Genomic DNA, 22,803 nt, shown 5'->3' with positions numbered 1-22,803 from the left:
CCATGACCGAGAACGACCCGTCCGCCGCCGGCATCGGCGAGGACGTGACCGACATCGATCAGTCCGTCACCGTGTCCGACACCGACGAGGCCTTCGCCGAAGAGGCGGCGACCTGCCCCGTCATCCACGCGCAGCCGCACCCCACGTCGGGTTCGGCGAACCGCGTCTGGTGGCCGAACCAGCTGAACATCAAGATCCTCGCGAAGAACCCCGAGTCGCGGAACCCGCTGGGCGGCGACTTCGACTACGCCGCCGCGTTCGAGGCGCTCGACCTCGCCGCGGTGAAGAAGGACATCGCCGAGACGCTCACCACCAGCCAGGACTGGTGGCCGGCCGACTTCGGCAACTACGGCCCCCTCATGATCCGCATGGCGTGGCACTCCGCCGGCACCTACCGCGTGACCGACGGTCGTGGCGGCGGCGGCGCCGGGCAGCAGCGCTTCGCGCCCCTCAACAGCTGGCCCGACAACGTCGGCCTCGACAAGGCGCGCCGCCTCCTCTGGCCCGTGAAGAAGAAGTACGGCCAGTCGATCTCGTGGGCCGACCTGATGATCCTCGCCGGCAACGTCGCGCTCGAGAACATGGGCTTCACGACCTTCGGCTACGCCGGCGGCCGGGCGGATGTCTGGGAGCCGGACGACGACGTGTACTGGGGCCCCGAGACGACCTGGCTCGGCGACGAGCGCTACACCCGCGACTCGGGCGAGCGCAAGATCGACGGCCCGCTCGCGGCCGTGCAGATGGGCCTCATCTACGTCAACCCCGAGGGTCCGGCCGGTCACCCCGACCCGCTCGCCTCGGCGCGCGACATCCGCGAGACGTTCGGCCGCATGGCGATGAACGACGAGGAGACCGTCGCCCTCATCGCCGGTGGTCACACCTTCGGCAAGACGCACGGCGCGGCCCCCGACTCGAACCTCGAGGACAACCCCGAGGCGGCGGGGCTCGAGATGCAGGGCCTCGGCTGGAAGAACAACAACGGCACCGGCAAGGGCGACGACCAGATCACCTCCGGCCTCGAGGTCACCTGGACCTACCACCCCACCCGGTGGGACAACGAGTTCTTCCACATCCTCTACGCCTACGAGTGGGAGCTGTTCCAGAGCCCCGCCGGCGCGCACCAGTGGCGCCCGATCAACGGCGGCGGCGCCGACATGGTGCCGATGGCGCACTCGAGCGGCCGTCGCGAGCCCCGCATGCTCACGAGCGACCTGGCCCTGCGCATGGACCCCGCGTACGACAAGATCTCCCGGAAGTTCAAGGACGACCCGGAGGCCTTCGCCGACGCGTTCGCCCGCGCCTGGTTCAAGCTGACCCACCGCGACATGGGCCCGATCGCCCGCTACCTCGGCTCCGACGTCCCGGCCGAAGAGCTCCTCTGGCAGGACCCGGTGCCGGCGCCGTCCGCCGACCTCATCGACGCCGCCGGCGTCGCCGAGGCCAAGCGCCGCGTGCTCGAGTCGGGTCTGACGGTCGCCGAACTCGTCGGGACGACCTGGGCCGCGGCATCCACGTTCCGCGGCAGCGACAAGCGCGGCGGCGTCAACGGCGCTCGCATCCGCCTGGCGCCGCAGAAGGACTGGGAGGTCAACAACCCGGCCCAGCTGCACAAGGTGCTGGGCGTCCTCGGCGGCATCAAGAGCGACCTGGATGCCGCGGGCACGCCGGTCTCGCTCGCCGACCTCATCGTCATCGCGGGCAACGCCGCGGTCGAGAAGGCCGCGGCGGACGCCGGCGTCGAGGTCGAGGTCCCGTTCCACGCGGGGCGGACGGATGCCTCGCAGGAGCAGACCGACGTCGAGTCGTTCGCCTACCTCGAGCCCGCCGCCGACGGGTTCCGCAACTACCAGGGCCCCCTCGCGGAGATGCCCGCCGAGTACCACCTGCTCGACAAGGCGAACCTGCTGACCCTCACCGCGCCGGAGATGACGGTGCTCGTCGGCGGTCTGCGCGTGCTCGGCGCGAACTGGGACGGCTCGCCGTACGGCGTGTTCACCGAGCGCCCGGGCGTGCTCACGAACGACTTCTTCGTGAACCTCCTCGACCTCGGCACGACGTGGAAGCCGCTCGACCCGGGTTCGCACGCGTTCGCCGGGGCAAAGGACGGCTCGGGCGAGAAGGTCGGCGTCGGCACCCGCGTCGACCTGCTGTTCGGCTCGAACTCCGAGCTGCGCGCGCTCGCCGAGGTGTACGCCTCGGACGACGCGGCCGAGAAGTTCGTGCGCGACTTCGCCGCCGCGTGGGGCAAGGTCACCGAGCTCGACCGGTTCGACCTGCACCGCTGAGCGCGGCTGCGCTCCGAGCGACACCTCGAGGGCCCGCCCCCGGATCCGATCCGGGGGCGGGCCCTCGCCTGTGCGCGGCCCTCCGCTCGGGCAGGGCCGCTCGCTCAGATGTTGGTGCGTTCGAACAGCGCGCGGTGCGCGAACCCCGCCAGGAGTGCGCCCACGATCGGGAAGAGGATGAACACCCAGAGCTGTGCCAGGGCATCCGTCCCCCCGTAGATCGCCGCCGCGATCGAGCGCGCCGGGTTCACCGAGGTGTTGTCGACCGGGATCGAGGTGAGGTGGATGAGGGTCAGGGTGAGGCCGATCGCGAGGCCCGCGAGGGCGGGCGTGCCGCGCGTCGCGTGGGTCACCCCGAGGATCACCAGCACGAAGATCGCGGTGAGCACGATCTCGACGGTGATCGCCGCGCCGAGCCCGAACCCGCCGGGGGAGTGGTCGCCGAAGCCGTTGCTCGCGAAGCCGCCGTCCTGCGCGGTCGCGAGCCAGCCGTCGGGGCCGAAGAGCCCCACCAGCACGATCACGCTCGTCGCCAGCGCGCCGCCGACCACCTGCGCGATGAGATAGCCGACGGTCTCGCGCCAGGGGAACCGGCCCGCCGCGGCGAGGCCGAGGGTGACGGCGGGGTTGAAGTGGCCGCCCGAGATCGGGCCCCAGGCGTACACGCCCGCGACGACGGTCAGGCCGAAGGCCAGGGCGACGCCGACGTAGCCGACGCCGACCGGGAAGCCGTTGGCGGCGAGGCCGTTGTTCGCGGCGATCAGCGCCGTGCCGACCCCGCCGAAGACGAGGAGGAAGGTGCCGGCGGCCTCGGCCACGAGGCGTGCGGAGGTCGCCGGAGCGGCGAGCGCCTCCACGGGCTCCGGAGTGTGCGCGATCTCGGTCGGGTCGATGGGGATGTCGGGGCGGGGGTCGTCGGTGCTCACGGTGGGTCCTCTCGTTCGAGTGGTCTCTGCTCGCGATTGTGCCCCCTCGTCAGCCCCGTGCGCGTGATCCGCGTCGGAATGTGTCGACACGGCACTGCACGGCGCGCCGTCAGGAGGGTCCGATACTGTAATTGGTGCGCATCCCCGTTGCGCGCTGCGGCATCCCGCCGACTCGAAGGACGTATCCGCCCCCATGACTTCTCGCATCCTGGTCGTCGATGATGACACCGCGCTCGCGGAGATGATCGGCATCGTGCTGCGAACCGAGGGCTTCGAGCCCGTGTTCTGCGCCGACGGCGCCGCCGCCGTCGACGAATGGCGCGCACAGCGCCCCGACCTCGTGCTCCTCGACCTCATGCTGCCCGGAATGGACGGTATCGAGGTGTGCACCCGCATCCGTGCCGAATCCGGCGTGCCGATCATCATGCTGACGGCACGCACCGACACCGCCGACGTGGTGCGCGGGCTCGAGTCGGGCGCCGACGACTACATCGTCAAGCCGTTCAATCCGAAGGAGCTCATCGCCCGCATCCGCACGCGCCTGCGCCCCGGCACCGCCGCCGACAGCGGGACGCTGCGGGTCGGCGACGTCGTCGTCGACGTCGCCGCGCACGAGGTGCGCCGCGGCAATGACGCGATCGCCCTGACGCCGCTCGAGTTCGAACTGCTCGTGGCGCTGGCATCCAAGCCCCAGCAGGTGTTCTCGCGCGAGATGCTCCTCGAGCAGGTGTGGGGCTACCACTACAAGGCCGACACCCGGCTCGTGAACGTGCACGTGCAGCGCCTGCGCGCGAAGGTCGAGATCGACCCCGACAACCCCAAGATCGTCTCGACCGTCCGGGGCGTGGGCTACCGCGCCGGCGCGGTGGTCTGACCGGGTCCTCATGCCGCCGACGACGGCCACCGTGCGCACGCCGGGCCTTCGGGGCTGGCGTGACTGGCGCAGCTGGCGCTCGTGGCCCGAGCGCTTCGCGCACGCGTGGCGCGGCTCGCTGCGGTTCCGCACCCTCGCCGTCACCCTCGCCCTCACGGCGTTCGCGATCCTCGGCGCCTTCGTGACGATGGCCCTCGCGATCCAGAACGACCTGTTCGAATCGCGCGTCGAGCAGGCGCAGGAGTCGGTGGCGCGCGCGACGGCGGCGACGCAGCGCACCCTCGACTCCGCGCAGGTCGACGGCGACTCGGCGGCGCTGCAGTCGCTGATGGATGCCGCGGTGCTGTCGATGACCCGGCAGGCCGGCACCGACATGATCGCGGGGTTCCGCATCTCGAACGAGCCGTCGGTGATCGCCCCGCAGGACTTCGCCCGGGGCGGCCTCACCGCCGACATGATCAGTGACGGCCTGCGGATGACGGTGCAGCAGGGGCCCGACAAGCGCTGGTGGCAGTCGATCGGCCTCCCCGAAGGCGACGACGGCCGCGCCGATGTGCCGGGCGTCGTGATCGGACAGCAGCTGATCCTGCCCGAAGTGGGGGCGTACGAGTTCTACTTCGCGTACGACCTCGCCTCGGAGGCGGAGACGCTGCGGTTCGTGCAGGTGACGCTGTGGCTCGTCGGCGCGGGGCTCGTGCTTCTCATCGGGGCGATCTCGTGGGTCGTGCTGCGCACCGTCACCGTGCCGATCGCGCAGGCCGCCGAGACGAGCGCCATCCTCGCCGGCGGAGACCTGGGCGTGCGGCTCCCGGTGCGCGGCGACGACGAGTTCGCCGTGCTCGGCCGCTCGTTCAACGCGATGGCCGACTCGATCGAGGCGCAGATCAAGGAGCTCGCCGAGCTGTCGCTCGTGCAGCAGCGGTTCGTCTCGGATGTCTCGCACGAGCTGCGGACGCCGCTCACGACCATCCGGCTCGCCAGCGACATGCTCAACGACCGGCGCGACGAGTTCGACCCGTCGACGGCGCGCGCCGCGGAGCTGCTGCACGCGCAGGTGCAGCGCTTCGAGGTGCTGCTGACCGACCTCCTCGAGATCAGCCGCTACGACGCCGGCTCGGTGCAGCTGGAGAACGAGCCGACGAGCCTCGCGCACCTCGCCGAGGAGGAGATCGCCTCGATGCATCAGCTCGCCCTGCAGCGCGGCTCCGACGTGCGCCTCGTGGCGCCCGGAGGCTACTCCCCGGTGGACATGGACCCGCGCCGCGTGCGACGGATCGTGCGCAACCTGCTCGGCAATGCGATCGAGCACGGCGAGGGGCGACCCATCGTCGTCACGGTCGACAGCGATCAGCGCGCCGTCGCGATCGGGGTGCGCGACTACGGCCTCGGCATGAGCGCGGCTGACTCCGAGCGCGTGTTCGACCGGTTCTGGCGCGCCGACCCGTCGCGGAAGCGCACGATCGGAGGCACGGGCCTCGGACTCTCCATCGCCCTCGGTGACGCCAGGCTGCACGGCGGCACCCTCTCGGTGTGGTCGGAGCTCGGCCGCGGCACGAACTTCGTGCTGACCCTGCCGCGACAGGGCGTCGTCGGAGACGGTGCGCTCGGCTCCCCGATCCCCGTCGACCCGGGCGAGGACGGCGCCGCGCTCGACGACATCGGACTCACCCAGCCGATCGCGGTGCCGTCCGCGGCGGCGTCCGAGGCATCCTCGACCGCCTCCTCCTCGACCGCTTCCTCGACCGAGACGGCGGGGCGATCGTGATGCGCGCGGAGGTGCAGCCCGGATCGCGGGTGCGCGCCGCGGCGACCACGGTGATCGCGGCGCTGCTGCTGATCGTGCTCACCGCCTGCGGGGGCCTGCCGACGTCGGGCCCCGTCAACGCGGGAAAGTCGATCCCCGACGCCGGCACGAACGGCGGCGTGGTGTTCTTCCCCGACAAGCCGAGCCCGGATGCCACGCCGGAGCAGATCGTCGAGGGGTTCATCGCGGCGGGCTCGGGTCCGACCGACAACTGGGGCACCGCCCGTGAGTTCCTCGCCGGCGACCTGCGGAGCACCTGGAACCCGCGGGCGGGGGTGACGGTGTACCGCCCCGGCGATCGGGCGCTCCGCCAGGTGTCGGAGGGGGAATACGTTCTGTCGGTCACCCCCGTCGCCACGGTCGACGAGGCGGGGGATCTCGCCGTCGCAGGGGATGCGGGCGACATCTCGCTGCCGTTCACCCTGGCACGCCAGGACGATGGGCAGTGGCGCATCACGAAGGCGCCCGACGGCGTCGTGCTCGACCGCAACCGGTTCGAGCGGGTCTACAGCAGCTACGACCTCCAGTTCTTCGACCCGAGCTGGACCTACCTCGTGCCCGACACGCGCTGGTTCCCGATGCAGTACGCGGCCACGAGCATCGCCGAAGCACTCGTGAACGGCGGACCGAGCACCTGGCTCGAGGGCGCCGTCTCGACCGCGTTCGTCGACGGGGCACGCCTCGCCCAGGTGGCGGTGCCGGTGCGCTCGAACGTGGCCTCGGTCTCTCTGCAGGAGGGGGCGCGCGCCCTCGGACGCGAGGCGCTCAGCCGCATGCAGACCCAGCTCGAGACGAGCCTCGCGCCGACCGGCATCGACCAGGTCGACATGCTCGTCGACGAGCAGCCGCTGGCCGCCGACACCGTCACGGTGCGGCAGACACGCATCGATTCGCGCCCGCTCGTGCGCACGGCCGACGCGTTCGGGTTCGCCTCGGGCGCCTCCGGCGGCTCGATCGAGGAGCTGCCCGGGCTCTCCAGCGCGCTGCTGCAGGTCGCCGCCGCCGACATCGAGGTGAACGCCGACCGCACCGTCGCGGCGGTGCGCGACACGACCGGCGCCGTGTCAGAGGTCGGCAGCGACGGCACGGTCACCCGGCTCGACGCCCGACCGGGACTCGTCGCGCCGTCGGTCGACCCGGGCGGCTACATCTGGTCGGTTCCCGCCGGTGCGCCCTCGGCGGTCGTGGCGTTCGGTCCGGGCGGCACCGAGGTGCTGCTGCCCGATGCGTGGCCCGCGGCGTCGCAGCTCGCGGCGCAGCGCATCTCGCGCGACGGCACCCGCCTCGCGGCGATCGTGCGCGACGGGGAGCGGTGGGCGATCTGGGTGGCGGGTGTCCTCCGCGACCGCGATGGCGTGCCGACGGGGCTCGGCGCGACCAAGGTCATCGCCGTCCTCCCGGGCCCGGGCACGGCGCTGACGTGGCTCGACTCCTCGACCCTCGCCGCCGTGACCTCGAGCCAGGACACCCCGTCGCTCCTCACCCAGAAGCTCGGCGGCTTCGGTGACACTCAGCGCACCCCCGAGGCCGTGACGAGCGTCGCCGGCGGCACGCAGTCGGGCGCGGTGCGCGTGCGCGATGCGGCCGGGGAGCTGTACTCGCAGCAGGGCTCGAACTGGCAGAACGTCGCCTCCGGCATCGTCGTGCTCGCGGTCCAGCAGGGCTCGCCGCGCTGACCCGACCGCCTCGCGGCGACTTTGTCCCTCGCCTCCTCCCCAGGCGGCGATCGGCGGAATCCGTCCACAGATGCGGGCGACGCGCGTCCGTGCGGGCGCCGGGGCGGGGAGGCTGGGGCGATCATGCGTTCCGCCTCCTCCGGGCATCCGCCCGCCGCACCGACGCCCGTCGCGCCGCTCGCCGCGGCGGCACGCGACGCGCTGGCCGGTGCGCTCTCGCTCGTCTTCCCGACGTGGTGCGCCGGCTGCGACCTGGCCGATGCGACGCTGTGCGCGCCCTGCCGCGCGGCGCTGCAGCCCGAGGTGCGCACGCGGGCGCTCGGCGGGACCTTCACCGTGTTCGCGGGGCTGCCGTTCGAGGGGGTCGTCGCCCGGGTGCTCCGCGCCTATAAGGAGGAGGGGCGCACCGCCCTCGCCGCGCCCCTCGCCGTCGCACTCCGCGCGGCCGCGCACGCGGCGCTCGCCGGCGGACCGGGAGAGCCGGTGATCGTCGTGCCGGTGCCGACGTCGCCCGGCGCGATGCGCCGCCGCGGATACCGGGTGGTCGAGCTGCTCGCCCGTCACGCCGGACTGCACCCGCAGCGCGCTCTTCGGGCGGGTGTTCGGGCGGCCGATCAGCGCGGGCTCGGCGCCGAGGATCGGGAGCGCAACGTCACCGGCAGCATGCGGCTCGGCCGCGGGTGGGACACGCGGCTCGCGGGGCGCGCGGTGCTCCTCGTCGACGACGTCGTGACCACCGGAGCGACCCTGCGGGAGGCGGCACGGGCGCTGTCGGCCGGGGGCGCCCGCGTGGTCGGGGCGGCGACGGTGGCATCCACGCCGCGCCGACGGTTTCTCACGGCAACTGGCAGGTGACAGGGGGCGTGAACCCCGATAGCGTGGGGGAGACCAAGGCGAACTCAGGGTTCTCCCTTGACCTCGTGGGAAGGCGGAGAACCCGGAACTAGGGGGTCAAGGATGGAAACCAGCATCGTCGGCGTAGGTGTCAGCATCTCGGATCGATTCCGCACCGTCGCCGAAGAGAAATCCCTCCGCATCGAGAACATCGCCCCCCGGGCGCAGCGACTCGACATCAAGGTCACCCACCGGGCCTATCACAACGGTGCGCGCGAAGACGAGACGGTCGAGCTGACCGTCACCGGTAAGGGCCCCGTCGTCCGGGCCGAGGCGACCGACAGCGACAAGTTCGTGGCGCTCGACCTCGCCGTCGACAAGCTCGTCGAGCAGCTCCGCCGCGCGAAGGACAAGCGCATCGACGCGCGCAACCACCCGCGAGGCGCGAAGCTCGACAAGGGCAGCGGCTCGCTCGCCGGCATCGACGTGCAGCCCGCGTCGGCCGACGTGCTGCGCGCCGTCGCGACCGGAAGCGTCCCGGTCGTCGCCGACGACGAGGGCGAAGAGGACTACACCCCCGTCGTCATCCGCAACAAGCACTTCGATGCGGAGTGGATGACCGTCGAGGAGGCCGTCGATCGGATGGAGCTCGTCGGGCACGACTTCTTCCTCTTCATCGACGCGCGCAGTGACCACCCGAGCGTCGTCTACCGCCGCAAGGGCTGGGACTACGGCGTGATCTCGCTGCTCGCCAGCGCCCCGCCCGCCGCGGAGGAGCTCGCCTCCTGACGCTCGCCCGCGGGACGCGCGGGCAAGCAGAATCGGAAAAGCGCAACAGAATCGGATGCCACGGCTCGTGGCATCCGATTCTGCTGTCGTTCTGCGATTCTGCGCGGCGCCCGCGAGGGGCGCGCGTCAGTCGAAGATGCCGTCGAGGATCGAGCCGATGACGAGGCCGCCGAGGATGCCGCTGGCGATGCCGTTGCCGCCGCCGCGCTGACCGCCGCCGCCCGGGCCACCCCAGCCGCCGTCGTTCGGGCGCGACGAGTCGATGTCGCGCTGCGCGAGCTGCAGGGCCTCCGCGGCGAGCTGCCCGCAGCGCCGCGCGTCGGCGAGCGCCTGCTCGCGGTCGTCCTCGTCGATCGGGCCCGCAGTGAGCTGTGCGAGCTCGAGGCGCAGCCGCTCCGCCTCGGCGAGCCGCGTGCGCGCATCGGCGCCGATCCACCCGCGGTGGCCCGAGATCACGCTGCGGGCGACGCCCAGCTGGCGGTCGGCGTCGTCGATCGCGTGTCGCACGTGCGACTCGGGCGGCACGGGGCGGGCGGCACGCTCGCGGGCCTTCGCGACGATGGCATCCAGCGCCGCATTCGCCTCGCGCAGGCGCGTCAGCTCGGTGAACGGGTCAGGCTTGTCGCCGGCGGGCGTGAGGGCGCCGAGCTCGCGCTCGAGCGTCGCCATCGCGCTGCCGACCGCCGGGAGGTGCTCCAGATCGCGCGCGGCGATGAGGTCGTCGCGCGAGTCCTCCACGATCGCGTCGAGGGTCGACTCCGCCCGCAGGGCCTCGATCTCGAACGCGTCGACCGCGTCGAGGAGGGTCGTCGCGCGGCGGGATGCCTCGATCGCGGTCTCAAGTGCGAGGTTCGCCTGCTCGCGCTGACCCGACTCACGCCGAGCCTCGGAGACGTCGGCGCCGTGCGTCGCGAACTCGAGCAACTGGCCCGCCTCGCGCGGGTTGCCCGCGATCTTGCGCAGCGCCGTGGGCGCGTAGCGGGCCTCCAGGCGGGCGAGAGTGGCCTCGGCCCGCGGCACGCGCGCGCTCTCCCGCTCGACGTTCTGGCGGATGCCGGCGATGATCTCCGGGGCGCGCCGCGCGCGGGCGACCGGCTCGGCGAGCTCCTCGAGGCGGTCGTCGAGGAGCTCCTCTGCCCACTCGCACAGCTGCACGATGCGGGCGTTGCGGGTGCGCGCCTCCTCCGGGGTGTCGGGGATCTCGTCGTGGTTGAGCTGGTTCAGCTGGAACGCCTCGCGCAGATGCGTGCGGACGGCGACGAGCGCGTCGCGGAGATCCCGCGTCGCGTCACGGCCGAGTTCGAGCTCGGCGAACGTGAGCTCGTCGTCGGTGGTGCGGAGCCTCTCGTCGGCGGCGACGAGGGCCGCGTCGGCCCGGCGGCCGAGTTCGGCGTCCTGCGCGGCGAGCTGTTCGCGCTCCTTCTTACGGGTGCCCCAGAATCCGGCCATGGCACGATCTTACGTCGGCGCCCTCCCGGCCGGGCTGGGGCGGCGCACACCCGCATACAGCGCGCATCAAGGTCACGACCGCATAACATAGGAAGTCGTGTCGCGCGTGCCGCGCGCGCCAACGGTGGCATCCCGTGCCGCCGGCCCCCGAACGTATGGAGATCCTCCGTGGCCAACCCTCTCGAGAAACTGCTCCGCGCCGGCGAAGGACGCATCCTCCGCAGGCTGCAGCAGGTCGTGAAGGCCGTGAACGCCCTCGAAGAGGACTACGCGCAGCTCACCGATGAGGAGCTGCGCGGCGAGACCGCGGAGCTGCGTGCGCGCTACGCCGCGGGCGAGTCGCTCGACAAGCTCATGCCCGAGGCGTTCGCCGCCGTGCGCGAGGCCGCCAAGCGCACCCTCGGCCAGCGGCCCTACGACGTGCAGATCATGGGCGGCGCGGCGCTGCACCTCGGCAACATCGCCGAGATGAAGACCGGTGAGGGCAAGACCCTCACGGCGACCTTCGCGGTCTACCTCAACGCGATCGCCGGCGAGGGCGTGCACGTCATCACGGTCAACGACTTCCTCGCGTCGTACCAGTCCGAGCTGATGGGCCGCGTCTACCGCGCCCTCGGCATGACGACCGGCACGATCGTCGCCGGGCAGACCCCCGAGGTGCGCCGCCAGCAGTACGAGGCCGACATCACGTACGGCACGAACAACGAGTTCGGCTTCGACTACCTGCGCGACAACATGGCCTGGCAGAAGCAGGACCTCGTGCAGCGCGGCCACTTCTTCGCCATCGTCGACGAGGTCGACTCGATCCTCATCGACGAGGCCCGCACGCCGCTCATCATCTCCGGACCCTCCTCGGGTGAGGCCAACCGCTGGTTCGTCGAGTTCGCGAAGATCGCCCGCACCCTCGAGGCGGGCGTCGACTACGAGGTCGACGAGAAGAAGCGCACGATCGGCGTGCTCGAGCCCGGCATCGAGAAGGTCGAGGACTACCTCGGCATCGACAACCTCTACGAGTCGGCGAACACCCCGCTCATCTCGTTCCTGAACAACTCCATCAAGGCGCTCGCGCTCTTCAAGCGCGACACCGACTACGTCGTCATGAACGACGAGGTCATGATCGTCGACGAGCACACCGGCCGCATCCTCGTCGGCCGACGCTACAACGAAGGCATCCACCAGGCCATCGAGGCCAAGGAGGGCGTGCCGGTCAAGGCCGAGAACCAGACGCTCGCGACCGTCACGCTGCAGAACTACTTCCGCCTGTACGAAAAGCTCGCAGGCATGACCGGCACAGCCGAGACCGAGGCGGCCGAGTTCATGTCGACATACAAGCTCGGCGTCGTGCCGATCCCGACGAACAAGCCGATGATCCGCAAGGACCAGCCCGACCTCGTCTACAAGAACGAGCAGGCCAAGTTCGCCCAGGTCGTCGAAGACATCGCCCGACGTCACGAGACGGGTCAGCCCGTGCTCGTCGGCACGGTGTCGGTCGAGAAGAGCGAGTACCTGTCGCGCCTGCTCGCCAAGAAGGGGATCAAGCACGAGGTCCTGAACGCGAAGAACCACGCTCGCGAGGCGGAGATCGTCGCGCGCGCGGGGCGCCTGGGCGCCGTCACCGTCGCGACGAACATGGCCGGCCGTGGCACCGACATCATGCTCGGCGGCAACGCCGAGTTCCTCGCCGTGCAAGAGCTCAAGGCCCAGGGCCTCGACCCCGTCGAGACCCCCGAGGAGTACGAGGCGGCATGGGATGCCGCGTACACCGCCCAGCGCGACACGGTCGCCGAAGAGGCGAAGAAGGTTGTCGAAGCGGGCGGTCTGTACGTGCTCGGCACCGAGCGGCACGAGTCGCGCCGCATCGACAACCAGCTGCGCGGACGCTCGGGTCGTCAGGGCGACCCCGGTGAGAGCCGGTTCTACCTGTCGCTGACCGACGACCTGATGCGCCTCTTCCAGTCGGGGGCGGCCGAGGCGATCCTCGCCCGCGCGAACTTCCCCGACGACGTCGCGATCGAGTCGGCGATGGTCTCACGGGCCATCAAGAGCGCGCAGAGCCAGGTCGAGTCGCGCAACGCCGAGATCCGAAAGAACGTCCTCAAGTACGACGACGTGCTGAACCGTCAGCGCGAGGCGATCTACGCCGACCGCCGGCGCATGCTCGAGGGCGATGACCTGTCCGGCCGCGTGCAGCACTTCATCGAGGATGCCATCGGCGCGGTCATCGACGATCACACCGGCTCCGGCCACAACGAGAGCTGGGACTTCGACGCGCTCTGGACGGAGCTGAAGACCCTCTACCCCGTGAGCGTCACGATCGACGAGGTCGTCGCCGAGAGCGGCAGCAAGGGCCGCATCACGCCGGAGGGCCTCAAGCGCGAGATCCTCTCCGACGCGAAGATCGCCTACGCGAAGCGCGAGGAGACGCTCGGCGCCCCGGCGACCCGCGAGCTCGAGCGCCGCGTGGTGCTGCAGGTGCTCGACCGCCGCTGGCGCGACCACCTCTACGAGATGGACTACCTCAAGGACGGCATCGGCCTGCGCGCCATGGCGCAGCGCGACCCGCTGATCGAGTACCAGCGCGAGGGCTACCAGATGTTCCAGGCGATGATGGGGCAGATCAAGGAGGAGTCGGTCGGCTTCCTCTACAACCTCGACGTCGAGGTGCGCCAGACCGGTGACGGCCAGGTCGAGGCGAAGGGCCTCCAGGCTCCGCCCGTCGAGGCGCAGAAGCTGCAGTACACCGCAGCCGGCGAGGGCGGCGAGGTCGAGGTGCGCAACGACCGCGGCCAGGTGCAGCAGGCCGCGACCAGCAAGGTGCGTCAGGCGGCCGCCGCCGCCGCGGCCCCGGCGGCTCCCGCGTCCTCGTCCGAGGCGCCCCGCGGCGCGTTCGGGCAGCGGACGGATGCCGGGGCATCCACCCCCGCCCCGCAGAACCGCGCGGAGCGCCGCGCCGCAGGCAAGAAGAAGTGAGTCGCGGCCTCGAGGCCACGGCGCGGCGATTGGCCCGGTGAGGGCGGGGATATTCTGAACGGATGACCCCGCGCATCCTGGACCAGTCGTCGAAGCTCAAGGACGTCCTCTACGAGATCCGCGGCGCCGCACTGGTCGAGGCCGACCGGCTGGAGGCCGACGGGCACCGGATCCTGAAGCTCAACACCGGCAACCCCGCGATCTTCGGCTTCGAGGCGCCGTACCAGATCGTCCGCGACATGATCGAGGCCGTGCCGCACGCGCACGGCTACAGCGACAGCCGCGGCATCATGTCGGCCCGCCGAGCGGTCGTCTCGCGCTACGAGGAGGTGCCGGGCTTCCCGAAGTTCGACCCCGACGACGTCTACCTCGGCAACGGCGTGTCCGAGCTCATCACCATGACGATGCAGGCCCTCCTCGACACCGGCGACGAGGTGCTGATCCCCGCGCCCGACTATCCGCTCTGGACGGCGATGACGAGCCTCGCCGGGGGCACCGCGGTGCACTACCTGTGCGAGAGCGAGAACGGCTGGGAGCCCTCGCTTGACGACATCCGCGCGAAGATCACCGACCGCACCAAGGCGATCGTCGTGATCAACCCGAACAATCCCACCGGCGCCGTGTACTCACGCGAGGTGCTCGAGGGCATCGTCGAGATCGCCCGCGAGCACGAGCTGCTGCTCCTCTCCGACGAGATCTACGACCGCATCCTCTTCGACGACGCGGTGCACATCCCGCTCGCGACGCTCGCGCCCGACCTCCTCTGCCTCACCTTCAACGGGCTCTCCAAGACGTACCGCGTGGCCGGATACCGCTCGGGTTGGATGGTGATCACCGGGCCGAAGCGGCACGCCGAGGGGTTCCTGCACGGCATCCAACTGCTCGCCTCGACCCGCCTGTGCCCGAACGTCCCCGCCCAGCACGCGGTACAGGCGGCGCTGTCGGGCGTGCAGTCGATCGACGCGCTCATCATGCCCACCGGGCGGCTGCACGAGCAGCGGGATGCCGCGTGGGAGGGCCTCGAGGCCATCCCGGGCGTCTCGTGCCACAAGCCCGCGGGGGCGCTGTACGCCTTCCCGCGGCTGGATCCCGAGGTGTACGAGATCCACGACGACGCGAAGCTCGTCTACGACTTCCTCGTCGCGGAGCACGTGCTGCTCGTGCAGGGCACCGGTTTCAACTGGCCGACACCCGATCACCTGCGGATCGTCACGCTGCCCGAAGCGCGGGTGCTCACCGAGGCCATCGAGCGCCTCGGGAACTTCCTCTCGTCGTACCGGCAGTGATCTCGCCGCGCCGGCCTGCAGGTGCGGTCGGCGCGGTGGTCAGAGCGCCGGGTCAGCGCGCCGCGCTCAGAGTGCCGCGAGCGACGTGGCGCGCCAGCGGCCGTCCCAGCCCTCCAGGCGCACGGCGACGGCGCGCGTGCGGGCGGGACCGGCGGTGATCACGACCCCCTCGACGACGCCGTCGGCGGGGGAGGAGACGTGGGTCGAGACGATCCGGTACGAGGGCCGTGCCGGGGCGACGCCGCGGGCGCTGCGCGCACGGGCGGACAGGTTCGACCGGGTCACGAGCGCGCGGAACGCGTCTTCGCCGAGCCACCGGGCCAGCTGATCGGCCTCGCGCACGCCGGCGAGCACCTCCAGCACGCCGATCGTGAGGTTCGCCAGCAGCGGTTCGGGGTCGGGCAGCGCCTGCGACGGCGTGCGCTGCGGGGCGAAGTACTCCTCGACCTCGAGTGCGGTGCCGGCCCGTGACGGCCGGGGCGCGGAAAGCGACGGCGACGGGACCATGGTGACCTCCTCCAGCGGTTGACGTGGGATCGAGTACAACACAGCCCGTTCACAGCGGAGATGAGAATCCCCTCACCTGTGGATAGTGGCAACGCCGCCGATCGCGGGTCGCGTACTGTCGCGACGTGCGATGGGATCGGTTCTTCGAGGACCTGGAAGATCAGCTCGACTCCGAGTGGGAGGCCGAGCGTGCGGCGCTGGACACCGAGGCCGAGCGGCTGCGGCTCTCGCGTGTCGCGCTGCGGGAACGGCTGGTCGCGCTGTGCCGCGAGCCGCGGGGCGTGGCGCTGCACCTGCAGGACGGTGGCGTGCACTCGGGGCGGCTCGCCCGGGTGGGCGCGGACTGGTGCGCGCTCGTCGGGGATGCTCCCGGCGGGGCCGGCAACGGTGCGGGCGCCGGCGCGGTCGTCGTGCCGCTCTGGGCGGTGACGGACGTTGCGGCGCCGATCGACGCGGTGCTGGCGAGCGTCCGCGACGCCGACCCGGGGCCGGCGCTCGCGCAGCGGATGGGCTTCGGCTTCGTGCTGCGCGATCTCGTGCGCCGCCGCATCCCGGTGGCGCTGCACCTCGAGGGTGGCCGCACCCTCGACGGCACGATCGACCGCGCCGGCGCCGACCACCTCGATGTCGCTCTGCACGAACCCGGAGCGCCGCGGCGGGCGGAGAACGTCACGGGGTATCGCATCGTGCCGTTCGCTGGCGTGCTCGCCGTGCGGCTCGCCTCGGCATCCGATCTCGCCTGACGCCGCTCGCGGGAGGTCGCGCTGGGGACCGCCCTCGCGGTCAGTCGTGCGCACGCGAGATCGCCCTCCGCGGCAGGCTGCAACCGCCGGCAGTCGCCGCCGGTCAGTCGCCGCCGCGGGCGGGGCCGCGGCCCCACAGCTCGGGGAAGCTCGCCGCGTTCGACTCGCGCCACAGCGCCATCCGTCGCGCCTCCTCGGCCTGATCGTCGAGGTAGCCCTCGACGCTGTCGGCCTCGATGCGCCAGCGCGCGGGGGAGCCGACCTTCATGCCCCGAAGCCGCGCGTCGAGCACGAGCGCGATCACCTCGTCGACGGAGAGCTGGAGCATCTCCGCGACTTCGGCGGGCGTGAACAGTCGCGCACCGGCGTCGGGTGTGTCGGGCATGAGGCAATTATGACCGCCGTGGTCTTTGATGCGGCTGAGACGTTCCGGCTGTGGATAACCTCCGCGCCCGTCCCGGCGCGCGGTCACCATGGAACCCATGAGCGATCACACCGCTGCGCGCCCCCGGCCCCGCGCGTTCTGGGCCGACATCCGGTTTCTGCTGGGCATCGCCCTGATCATCGCGTCGGTGGCCGGCGTGTGGCTCGTCGTCTCGGCGGCGCGCCAGACCGCCCCGGTGTTCGCCGCGGCGCGCACGATCGTCGCGGGAGAGGCGGTCGGCGCCGACGATCTCACCGTCGTCGATGTGGCTCTCGGGCACGTCGAGGGGGCCTACGCGTCGCCCGCGTCGCTCACCCCCGGTTCGGTGGCGACCCGCACGATCCCCGAGGGGCAGCTGGTGGCGAAGGATGCCATCGGTGACGCCGCGGGTCTTCGCACCACCACGGTCGTCGTGCACAGCGCGACCGAGCTGCCGGCCGCCGTCGGGCCCGGCTCGACCGTCGAGGTCTGGGCGGCGCCGCAGCTCGAACGGGGCCAGTACGACAAGCCCCGCATGCTCGTCGCCTCGGCGACGGTCGTCTCGGTGACCGCCGACGACACCATGATCGGCTCGGCGGGCTCCGCCGTCGAGCTCGTCATCGAGCGGGCCGAGGTCGCCGACACGCTCGCGGCCATCTCGGGTGGCGCGAGCCTGTCGATCGTGCCCACCTCGGCGGTGCAGCCGTGACCGGCGCGGGCGGGTCGATCGGCGCCTTCCGCCGCCGCGGTGAGGAGGAGCCGCGCGGCGGCCCCGCCGTGGTCGTCGCCGTCGCCGATGAACGTGGCGCGGAGCTCGCCGCCGATCTGCGCGACGCCGGCGCCGAGGTCCGGCTCGTCGTCGCTCCCGACGCCCCCGCCGCCGCGGCGGTCGACGCGATGAGCGGGCGGGAGGCGGCGGAGCTGCTCGGCGAGCTCGCCCGCGCCGACCTGCTGGTGCTCGATGCGGACCGGCGCACCCTGACCGCCCAGCTCGTCGCGGCCTGCGATCGCTTCGGCATCCGGATCGTCGCCCTCTGCGCCGGCGCGGCCGAACGTCGGTTGGCAGGGGTGTTCGGCGTCGACGCCTGCGATGCGCAGGCGGACGCGGCCGAGGCGCTCGCGAGCGGTGCCCGCGCGCAGGATGCCGAGGCGCCCGAGCCCACGCGGGGCCGGGTGATCGCGGTGTGGGGCGCGGCGGGCGCCCCCGGGCGCACGACCACCGCGATCGAGCTGGCCTGCGAGCTCGCCCGCGACGGGCGCCGCGTCGCCCTCATCGACGCCGACGCGCACGCCCCGTCGATCGCGATGGCGACCGGCCTCGCCGACGAGGGACCGGGGTTCGCCGCGGCGTGTCGGCAGGCCGAGCGCGGCACGCTGACGGTCGCGGAGCTCGCCCGCATCGCCGCGCCGCTCGGCACCGTCGAGGTGCTCACCGGCATCAACCGTCCGGGGCGCTGGCCCGAGCTCTCCCACGACCGGGTGCAGGCGGCGCTCGAACGGTGCCGCGAGTGGGCCGACGACATCGTCGTCGACGTCGCCGCCTCACTCGAGCGTGACGAGGAGATCGTCAGCGACCTCGCCGGCCCACGGCGTAACGCCGCGACCCTCGCCGCGCTCGCCTCCGCCGACCTCATCGTCGCGGTGGTCTCGGCGGATCCGGTCGGTGTCGCACGGTTCGTGCGCGCGCACGCCGACCTCCGCTCGGTCGTCGGTGCGACCCCGGTCAAGATCATGGTCAACAAGTCGCGCACCGGCCCGGTCGGCCTCGACGCGCGGGCGCAGGTGCGGCGCACCCTGGAGCGGTACACCGACGCGCGGGACGTGTGGTTCGTGCCGTGGGATCCGAAGGCGACCGACGCGGCGATGCTCGCCGCTCAGCCGGTGGCGCACGTCGCGGCCCGTTCGCCGCTCGCCGGCGCGGTGCGGCGGTTCGTCGGCGAGGCGATCGAACCCCCTGTGCCGGTGCGTCAGGCCGATCGCCGGCGCCGCGGCCGCGCTGGTCGCGGCGAGGCCACCGAGCCCCGCCGCGCCGGCACCGTTCTGTCACGGCGCCGCGCACGCACGGCATGAGCGCGGCCCAATAGGCTGGGGGCGTGTCGACGCTCAGCGATCTCGTGTACGCCCAGGGCCGCTCCACCGATGCCGACGTCGAGTGGTTGCATCGCCTGGCGGGCGACGGCCAACTGCTCGCCGATCTCGCCTTCGCCGACATCGTCATCTGGGTGCCGACGACCGACGACTCGTTCATCGCGGTCGCGCACACCCGCCCGTCGGGGGCGGCGACGCTCTTCTACCGCGACATCGTCGGCGACCTCGTGCGCCCGCAGTGGCGCACGCAGGTGCGGGATGCCTTCACGCGCGCCGAGATCGTCGATTCCGCCTCGCCCGACTGGTTCGAAGAGACGCCCACACGCGTGCGCGCGGTGCCGATCGTGCGCGAGCGCGGCACCGCCGAGCATCCCCCGACCGTCATCGGCGTGCTCACCCGCCACACGAACCTCGGCGAGACCCGCACCCCGTCCCGGCAGCAGATCACGTTCAACGACTGCGCCGACGATCTCTTCGGCATGATCGCGTCGAGCGACTTCCCCGACCTCGCGGCGCCCACTTCGCCCCGCCGCGGCGCGCCCCGGGCATCCGACGGTCTCATCCGCCTCGACGTCGACGGGGTGACGACGTTCGCGAGCCCCAACGCGCTGTCCGCCTTCAACCGGCTCGGCTTCGACGACGAGCTCGAGGGCGAGTCGCTGCTCGAGGTGGCCACGAGCATCCTGCCCAAGGGTCGCGACTTCGACGAGTCGCTGCCGATCGTCATGGCGGGCCGGGCCCCCTGGCGGGCCGACCTGGAGGCGCGCGGGGTGACGGTGTCGCTGCGCACCATCCCGCTGAAGGACAACGGGCACCGCGTGGGCGCCGTGGTGCTCTGCCGCGACGTGACCGAGATCCGCCACCAGGAGCAGGAGCTCATCACGAAGGATGCCACGATCCGTGAGATCCACCACCGCGTGAAGAACAACCTGCAGACCGTCGCGTCGCTGCTACGCATCCAGTCGCGCCGCACGCACTCCGACGAGGCGCGCGACGCGCTCACCCACGCCATGCGGCGGGTGTCGGCGATCGCGGTGGTGCACGACACGCTGTCGCAGGGGCTCGCGCAGAACGTCGACTTCGACGACGTGTTCGACCGGGTGCTCAAGCTCGTCGCCGAGGTCGCCGCCTCACCGAACACGCGGGCGCGCACGATCAAGACGGGCACGTTCGGCACGCTGCCGAGCGAGTACGCGACCCCGCTCGCGCTGGCCCTCACCGAGCTCGTCACCAATGCGGTGGAGCACGGACTCGCCGATCAGGAGGGCGAGGTCGAGATCATCGCCGAGCGCACCGACGACCGACTGGACGTCAAGGTGCGCGACACGGGTGTGGGTCTGCCCGAGGGGCAGGTGGGCCGCGGGCTCGGCACCCAGATCGTGCGGACGCTCATCCAGGGAGAGCTGAGCGGCTCGATCGACTGGCACACGATCGTCGGATCGGGCACCGAGGTGACCATCGACATTCCGATGCGCTACCTCGACCGGGGCTGACGCCCGGCGCGGGTCGGTTCAACGGCGCGGGTCGGCGGAGGCGGCGGGTCAGCTGGCGCGGCGGGCGCGGGCGGCGCGACGCTTGAGGGCGCGACGCTCGTCTTCGGAGAGGCCGCCCCAGACGCCGGAGTCCTGACCGGTCTCGAGCGCGTACTGCAGGCACACCTCGGTGACGGTGCAGCGGGCGCACACGGCCTTGGCCTTCTCGATCTGCTCGACCGCGGGCCCGGTGTTGCCGACCGGGAAGAACAGCTCGGGGTCGACCGTGAGGCAGGCAGACTTGTCGCGCCAGTCCATAGTGAATTGCTCCTTGAGTGGGGAAGTGACCGATGTCAGGGAGGGACTCGGGTGTCCGTTACCCTGGTAGGTGTGCGAGCTCGAGGGCTCGCCCCACTTCGCTGTGGGAGCACACTGATTCTTCAATGGTCCCACGCACATTCGGATGAATCAAGAGTGAACGGCGCATTTCCCGGCGGGGATAGCTGTGCATTGGCTCCACGCGCACCCGCCGCACGTCGATCCCGCCCCGGCAGACGAGGAGCCGCCCGCATGCCGATCACCCCCGTCGAACGGGTCGCCGCGGCCCTGCTGGCCCTCGAGGGCCTCGCCCTGCTGATGGTCGCGGGGTGGGAGGTCGTCGCCCTCGTCGGCGGCGACACCGACGACGTCGGCAGCTCGATCGCGCTGATCGTGCTGACCGTCGTGGGCGCCGCCGCGGTGGTGGCCTTCGCTGTCGGGGTTGCGCGCGGTCAGTCGTGGGGGCGCTCCGGCGGCATCGTCACGCAGCTTCTCGTGCTCGCGGTCGCCCTCGGCGCGCTCACCGGACCGGCTCCCTCGGCCGGGTTCGCGACGGTGCTCGCCGTGCCCGCGATCGTCGGGCTGATCGTGCTGTTCGCCGCCGCGCGTCGTGCGGGGGCGCGACGACGGACGAATGCCCCGGACCGGTAACGGCCTCGGCGGCGTCGGCACGCAGGCTTCGGCCTGGCGCGCTCGGCTCAGCCGACCTCGAGCAGCGCGTGCAGGCGCGCGACGTGGCCGGTGGCCTTGACGTTGTACAGCGCGTGCGTCACGGTGCCGCTCGGGTCGACGACGATGGTGGAGCGGATGACGCCGACCACGGTCTTGCCGTAGTTCGACTTCTCGCCCCACGCGCCGTACGCCTCGTGCACGGCGTGGTCGGGGTCGCTCAGCAGGTCGTAGGTGAGGCCGTCGCGCTCGCGGAAGGCGCGGAGCTTGGCCGGGGCGTCGCGCGAGATGCCGACGACCGCGTAGCCGGCCTCCTGCAGCGGGGCGAGGCTGTCGCGGAAGTCGCACGCCTCCTTCGTGCAGCCCGGCGTCATCGCCGCGGGGTAGAAGAACAGGATGACGCTCCGCCCGCCGTCCGGGGTGTCGGCGCCGCGCAGCTCGCGGAGCGAGACGGAGCGCTCGTCTTGGTCGATCAGCGTGAAATCGGGGGCGGGGGTGCCGGGCTCGAGCTTCGTCATGGCATCCAGCCTACGAGGCGCCGCCGCCTCGTACGCCGCCCAGACGGCATGCAGCGCGCGAAACGGGCGGCCATATGACGCGCTGCATGCCGTTTCGGTGAACGGGGGCGGGGTGGGGCGGGGCGGGGGAGCGCCGGGGCGCGTCAGCCCGAGAACGTCGCGAGCAGGCGCTGCAGCGAGTCGAGTCGAGCCGCGCCGCGCTCGCCGAGCCGGCCCTCCTCGACCGCTTCGATGATCGCGCAGTCGGGTGCGTCGGGCAGGTGCGTGCAGCCGCGCGGGCAGTCCTCGGCAACGACGGCGAGGTCGCTGAACGCTTTCAGGATGTTCGCGGGGTCGACGTGGCCCAGCCCGAACGAGCGGACGCCGGGCGTGTCGATGACCCAGCCGCGTCCGTCCTCGCCGACGTAGCGCAGCGACACCGTCGAGCTCGACGTGTGCCGCCCGCGCCCGGTGACCTCGTTGACGTGGCCCGTCGCGCGCTCCGCGGTGGGCACGAGCGCGTTGACGAGCGTCGACTTGCCGACGCCCGAGTGCCCGACGAACACCGTCGAGTGTCCGACGAGGTGCCGGCCGATCTCATCGACGGGCATGTCGCCCGTACCGCTCGTGAACACCGTCAGGTCGTCGACGCCCTCGAAGTGCGAGAGGAAGTCGGTCGGGTCGGCGAGGTCGGTCTTCGTCACGACGAGCAGGGGGTGGATGCCGGCATCGAGCGCCGCGATCAGGTAGCGGTCGACCAGGCGAGGCCGCGGCTCGGGGTCGGCCGCGGCGACGACGATGAGCATCTGGTCGGCGTTCGCCACGACGACCCGCTCGACCTGGTCGGTGTCGTCGGCGCTCCGGCGGAGGAGCGACGTGCGCTCCTCGATGCCGACGATGCGCGCGAGCGTGCCCTCGTCGCCGCTCGAGTCGCCGACCACCCGCGCGCGGTCGCCCGTGACGATGGGCTGCTTGCGCAGTTCGCGGGCGCGCGAGGCGAGCGCGACGTGCTCGTCCGGGCCGTCCTCGTCGATCAGCACGGTGTAGCGGCCCCGGTCGACGCCGAGCACCCGCGCGATGCGGGCGTCGGCGTGGGCGGGGCGCCGCTTCGTGCGGGGACGATTCGCCTTGGGGTTCGGGCGCACCCGCACATCGGCTTCGTCGAACTCGGGTTCGTCGTCGTCGGCGTCGTCGAGCCAGCTCATCTCATGCC

20 protein-coding genes are annotated in these 22,803 nt (G+C 72.1%); 13 read left to right on the top strand and 7 right to left on the bottom strand.

Features of this window, described 5'->3' with window-relative positions:
• Positions 1 to 2: 2 nt before the first annotated feature.
• The gene (katG, locus tag LOK55_RS01550) at positions 3 to 2,285 is read left to right on the top strand and encodes a catalase/peroxidase HPI (RefSeq protein ID WP_229933946.1); all 2,283 of its coding nucleotides are present in this window, start codon (positions 3 to 5) and stop codon (positions 2,283 to 2,285) included.
• 104 nt (positions 2,286 to 2,389) lie between these two features.
• Here katG and aqpZ read toward each other — a convergent pair whose 3' ends face one another.
• Positions 2,390 to 3,142, bottom strand: a complete 753-nt coding sequence (gene aqpZ / locus LOK55_RS01545) for an aquaporin Z (RefSeq protein ID WP_229934041.1) — start codon at positions 3,140 to 3,142, stop codon at positions 2,390 to 2,392.
• A 262-nt stretch (positions 3,143 to 3,404) separates the two neighbouring features.
• Between aqpZ and mtrA the strand changes: the two genes are divergently transcribed.
• From mtrA to hpf, 5 genes are all read left to right on the top strand, one after another.
• The gene (gene mtrA / locus LOK55_RS01540) at positions 3,405 to 4,085 is read left to right on the top strand and encodes an MtrAB system response regulator MtrA (protein WP_229933945.1); all 681 of its coding nucleotides are present in this window, start codon (positions 3,405 to 3,407) and stop codon (positions 4,083 to 4,085) included.
• 10 nt (positions 4,086 to 4,095) lie between these two features.
• Entirely contained in the window at positions 4,096 to 5,850 is a 1,755-nt protein-coding gene (gene mtrB, locus LOK55_RS01535; protein WP_229933944.1) for an MtrAB system histidine kinase MtrB, read from the top strand.
• A complete protein-coding gene (locus LOK55_RS01530; protein WP_229933943.1) occupies positions 5,850 to 7,565 on the top strand; it encodes an LpqB family beta-propeller domain-containing protein in 1,716 nt (571 codons plus the stop codon). The genes mtrB and LOK55_RS01530 overlap by 1 nt, the downstream gene beginning before the upstream one ends.
• Before the next feature lie 123 nt (positions 7,566 to 7,688).
• Entirely contained in the window at positions 7,689 to 8,420 is a 732-nt protein-coding gene (locus tag LOK55_RS01525) for a ComF family protein (protein WP_229933942.1), read from the top strand.
• 102 nt (positions 8,421 to 8,522) lie between these two features.
• Complete coding sequence (hpf, locus tag LOK55_RS01520) at positions 8,523 to 9,188, top strand: ribosome hibernation-promoting factor, HPF/YfiA family (RefSeq protein ID WP_229933941.1); 666 nt, start codon at positions 8,523 to 8,525, stop codon at positions 9,186 to 9,188.
• A 126-nt stretch (positions 9,189 to 9,314) separates the two neighbouring features.
• Here the strand turns inward: hpf and LOK55_RS01515 are convergent, their stop codons facing one another.
• Positions 9,315 to 10,637 carry a hypothetical protein gene (locus LOK55_RS01515; RefSeq protein ID WP_229933940.1) on the bottom strand — a complete coding sequence of 441 codons (1,323 nt, stop codon included), beginning with the start codon at positions 10,635 to 10,637 and terminating at the stop codon, positions 9,315 to 9,317.
• A gap of 168 nt (positions 10,638 to 10,805) precedes the next feature.
• Between LOK55_RS01515 and secA the strand changes: the two genes are divergently transcribed.
• Both secA and LOK55_RS01505 read left to right on the top strand, forming a co-directional pair.
• On the top strand, positions 10,806 to 13,607 hold the full coding sequence (gene secA, locus LOK55_RS01510; protein ID WP_229933939.1) for a preprotein translocase subunit SecA: 2,802 nt from the start codon (positions 10,806 to 10,808) through the stop codon (positions 13,605 to 13,607).
• Between the two features lie 62 nt (positions 13,608 to 13,669).
• A complete protein-coding gene (locus tag LOK55_RS01505) occupies positions 13,670 to 14,893 on the top strand; it encodes a pyridoxal phosphate-dependent aminotransferase (protein ID WP_196324123.1) in 1,224 nt (407 codons plus the stop codon).
• 66 nt (positions 14,894 to 14,959) lie between these two features.
• Here the strand turns inward: LOK55_RS01505 and LOK55_RS01500 are convergent, their stop codons facing one another.
• Positions 14,960 to 15,400: an Rv3235 family protein gene (locus tag LOK55_RS01500; protein ID WP_141379915.1), complete on the bottom strand. Its 441-nt coding sequence runs from the start codon at positions 15,398 to 15,400 to the stop codon at positions 14,960 to 14,962.
• Between the two features lie 125 nt (positions 15,401 to 15,525).
• Between LOK55_RS01500 and LOK55_RS01495 the strand changes: the two genes are divergently transcribed.
• Positions 15,526 to 16,143 carry a hypothetical protein gene (locus LOK55_RS01495; RefSeq protein ID WP_141379916.1) on the top strand — a complete coding sequence of 206 codons (618 nt, stop codon included), beginning with the start codon at positions 15,526 to 15,528 and terminating at the stop codon, positions 16,141 to 16,143.
• Positions 16,144 to 16,246: 103 nt separating this feature from the next.
• On the opposite strand, the gene LOK55_RS01490 is transcribed toward LOK55_RS01495, so the two are convergent.
• On the bottom strand, positions 16,247 to 16,528 hold the full coding sequence (locus LOK55_RS01490) for a helix-turn-helix domain-containing protein (protein ID WP_141379917.1): 282 nt from the start codon (positions 16,526 to 16,528) through the stop codon (positions 16,247 to 16,249).
• 97 nt (positions 16,529 to 16,625) lie between these two features.
• Between LOK55_RS01490 and LOK55_RS01485 the strand changes: the two genes are divergently transcribed.
• From LOK55_RS01485 to LOK55_RS01475, 3 genes are read left to right on the top strand one after another with little or no spacing between them, the layout of a single operon-like run.
• Positions 16,626 to 17,255 (top strand): SAF domain-containing protein, encoded by a 630-nt coding sequence (locus LOK55_RS01485; RefSeq protein ID WP_229933938.1) that lies wholly within the window; start codon positions 16,626 to 16,628, stop codon positions 17,253 to 17,255.
• The gene (locus LOK55_RS01480) at positions 17,252 to 18,616 is read left to right on the top strand and encodes an AAA family ATPase (RefSeq protein WP_229933937.1); all 1,365 of its coding nucleotides are present in this window, start codon (positions 17,252 to 17,254) and stop codon (positions 18,614 to 18,616) included. Before LOK55_RS01485 ends, LOK55_RS01480 begins: the two co-directional genes overlap by 4 nt.
• Positions 18,617 to 18,639: 23 nt before the next feature.
• On the top strand, positions 18,640 to 20,127 hold the full coding sequence (locus LOK55_RS01475) for a sensor histidine kinase (protein WP_229933936.1): 1,488 nt from the start codon (positions 18,640 to 18,642) through the stop codon (positions 20,125 to 20,127).
• Between the two features lie 48 nt (positions 20,128 to 20,175).
• On the opposite strand, the gene LOK55_RS01470 is transcribed toward LOK55_RS01475, so the two are convergent.
• Positions 20,176 to 20,424 carry a WhiB family transcriptional regulator gene (locus tag LOK55_RS01470; RefSeq protein WP_196324119.1) on the bottom strand — a complete coding sequence of 83 codons (249 nt, stop codon included), beginning with the start codon at positions 20,422 to 20,424 and terminating at the stop codon, positions 20,176 to 20,178.
• A 252-nt stretch (positions 20,425 to 20,676) separates the two neighbouring features.
• On the opposite strand from LOK55_RS01470, the gene LOK55_RS01465 reads away from it, so the two are divergent.
• The gene (locus tag LOK55_RS01465) at positions 20,677 to 21,075 is read left to right on the top strand and encodes a histidine kinase (protein WP_229933935.1); all 399 of its coding nucleotides are present in this window, start codon (positions 20,677 to 20,679) and stop codon (positions 21,073 to 21,075) included.
• Positions 21,076 to 21,122: 47 nt separating this feature from the next.
• Here the strand turns inward: LOK55_RS01465 and bcp are convergent, their stop codons facing one another.
• Entirely contained in the window at positions 21,123 to 21,611 is a 489-nt protein-coding gene (gene bcp / locus LOK55_RS01460) for a thioredoxin-dependent thiol peroxidase (protein WP_229933934.1), read from the bottom strand.
• Positions 21,612 to 21,754: 143 nt separating this feature from the next.
• Complete coding sequence (gene rsgA, locus LOK55_RS01455; RefSeq protein ID WP_229933933.1) at positions 21,755 to 22,795, bottom strand: ribosome small subunit-dependent GTPase A; 1,041 nt, start codon at positions 22,793 to 22,795, stop codon at positions 21,755 to 21,757.
• Between the last annotated feature and the right edge of the window lie 8 nt (positions 22,796 to 22,803).

The sequence above is a fragment of the Microbacterium sp. F2E genome, from assembly GCF_020905435.1.
GTDB lineage: Bacteria > Actinomycetota > Actinomycetes > Actinomycetales > Microbacteriaceae > Microbacterium > Microbacterium lacticum.
The sequence above is the reverse complement of the archived record's forward strand: the minus strand, read 5'-3'. Positions and strand labels throughout refer to the sequence as shown.

What these genes read in the sequence shown, in the direction of transcription:
- bcp (WP_229933934.1), bottom strand. Translation starts at nt 21,611, where the DNA reads ATGACGAAGCTCGAGCCCGGCACCCCCGCCCCCGATTTCACGCTGATC.
- LOK55_RS01525 (WP_229933942.1), top strand. Translation starts at nt 7,689, where the DNA reads ATGCGTTCCGCCTCCTCCGGGCATCCGCCCGCCGCACCGACGCCCGTC.
- katG (WP_229933946.1), top strand. Translation starts at nt 3, where the DNA reads ATGACCGAGAACGACCCGTCCGCCGCCGGCATCGGCGAGGACGTGACC.
- LOK55_RS01465 (WP_229933935.1), top strand. Translation starts at nt 20,677, where the DNA reads ATGCCGATCACCCCCGTCGAACGGGTCGCCGCGGCCCTGCTGGCCCTC.
- hpf (WP_229933941.1), top strand. Translation starts at nt 8,523, where the DNA reads ATGGAAACCAGCATCGTCGGCGTAGGTGTCAGCATCTCGGATCGATTC.
- LOK55_RS01500 (WP_141379915.1), bottom strand. Translation starts at nt 15,400, where the DNA reads ATGGTCCCGTCGCCGTCGCTTTCCGCGCCCCGGCCGTCACGGGCCGGC.
- LOK55_RS01470 (WP_196324119.1), bottom strand. Translation starts at nt 20,424, where the DNA reads ATGGACTGGCGCGACAAGTCTGCCTGCCTCACGGTCGACCCCGAGCTG.
- LOK55_RS01505 (WP_196324123.1), top strand. Translation starts at nt 13,670, where the DNA reads ATGACCCCGCGCATCCTGGACCAGTCGTCGAAGCTCAAGGACGTCCTC.
- LOK55_RS01490 (WP_141379917.1), bottom strand. Translation starts at nt 16,528, where the DNA reads ATGCCCGACACACCCGACGCCGGTGCGCGACTGTTCACGCCCGCCGAA.
- mtrB (WP_229933944.1), top strand. Translation starts at nt 4,096, where the DNA reads ATGCCGCCGACGACGGCCACCGTGCGCACGCCGGGCCTTCGGGGCTGG.
- rsgA (WP_229933933.1), bottom strand. Translation starts at nt 22,795, where the DNA reads ATGAGCTGGCTCGACGACGCCGACGACGACGAACCCGAGTTCGACGAA.
- mtrA (WP_229933945.1), top strand. Translation starts at nt 3,405, where the DNA reads ATGACTTCTCGCATCCTGGTCGTCGATGATGACACCGCGCTCGCGGAG.
- LOK55_RS01530 (WP_229933943.1), top strand. Translation starts at nt 5,850, where the DNA reads ATGCGCGCGGAGGTGCAGCCCGGATCGCGGGTGCGCGCCGCGGCGACC.
- LOK55_RS01485 (WP_229933938.1), top strand. Translation starts at nt 16,626, where the DNA reads ATGAGCGATCACACCGCTGCGCGCCCCCGGCCCCGCGCGTTCTGGGCC.
- LOK55_RS01515 (WP_229933940.1), bottom strand. Translation starts at nt 10,637, where the DNA reads ATGGCCGGATTCTGGGGCACCCGTAAGAAGGAGCGCGAACAGCTCGCC.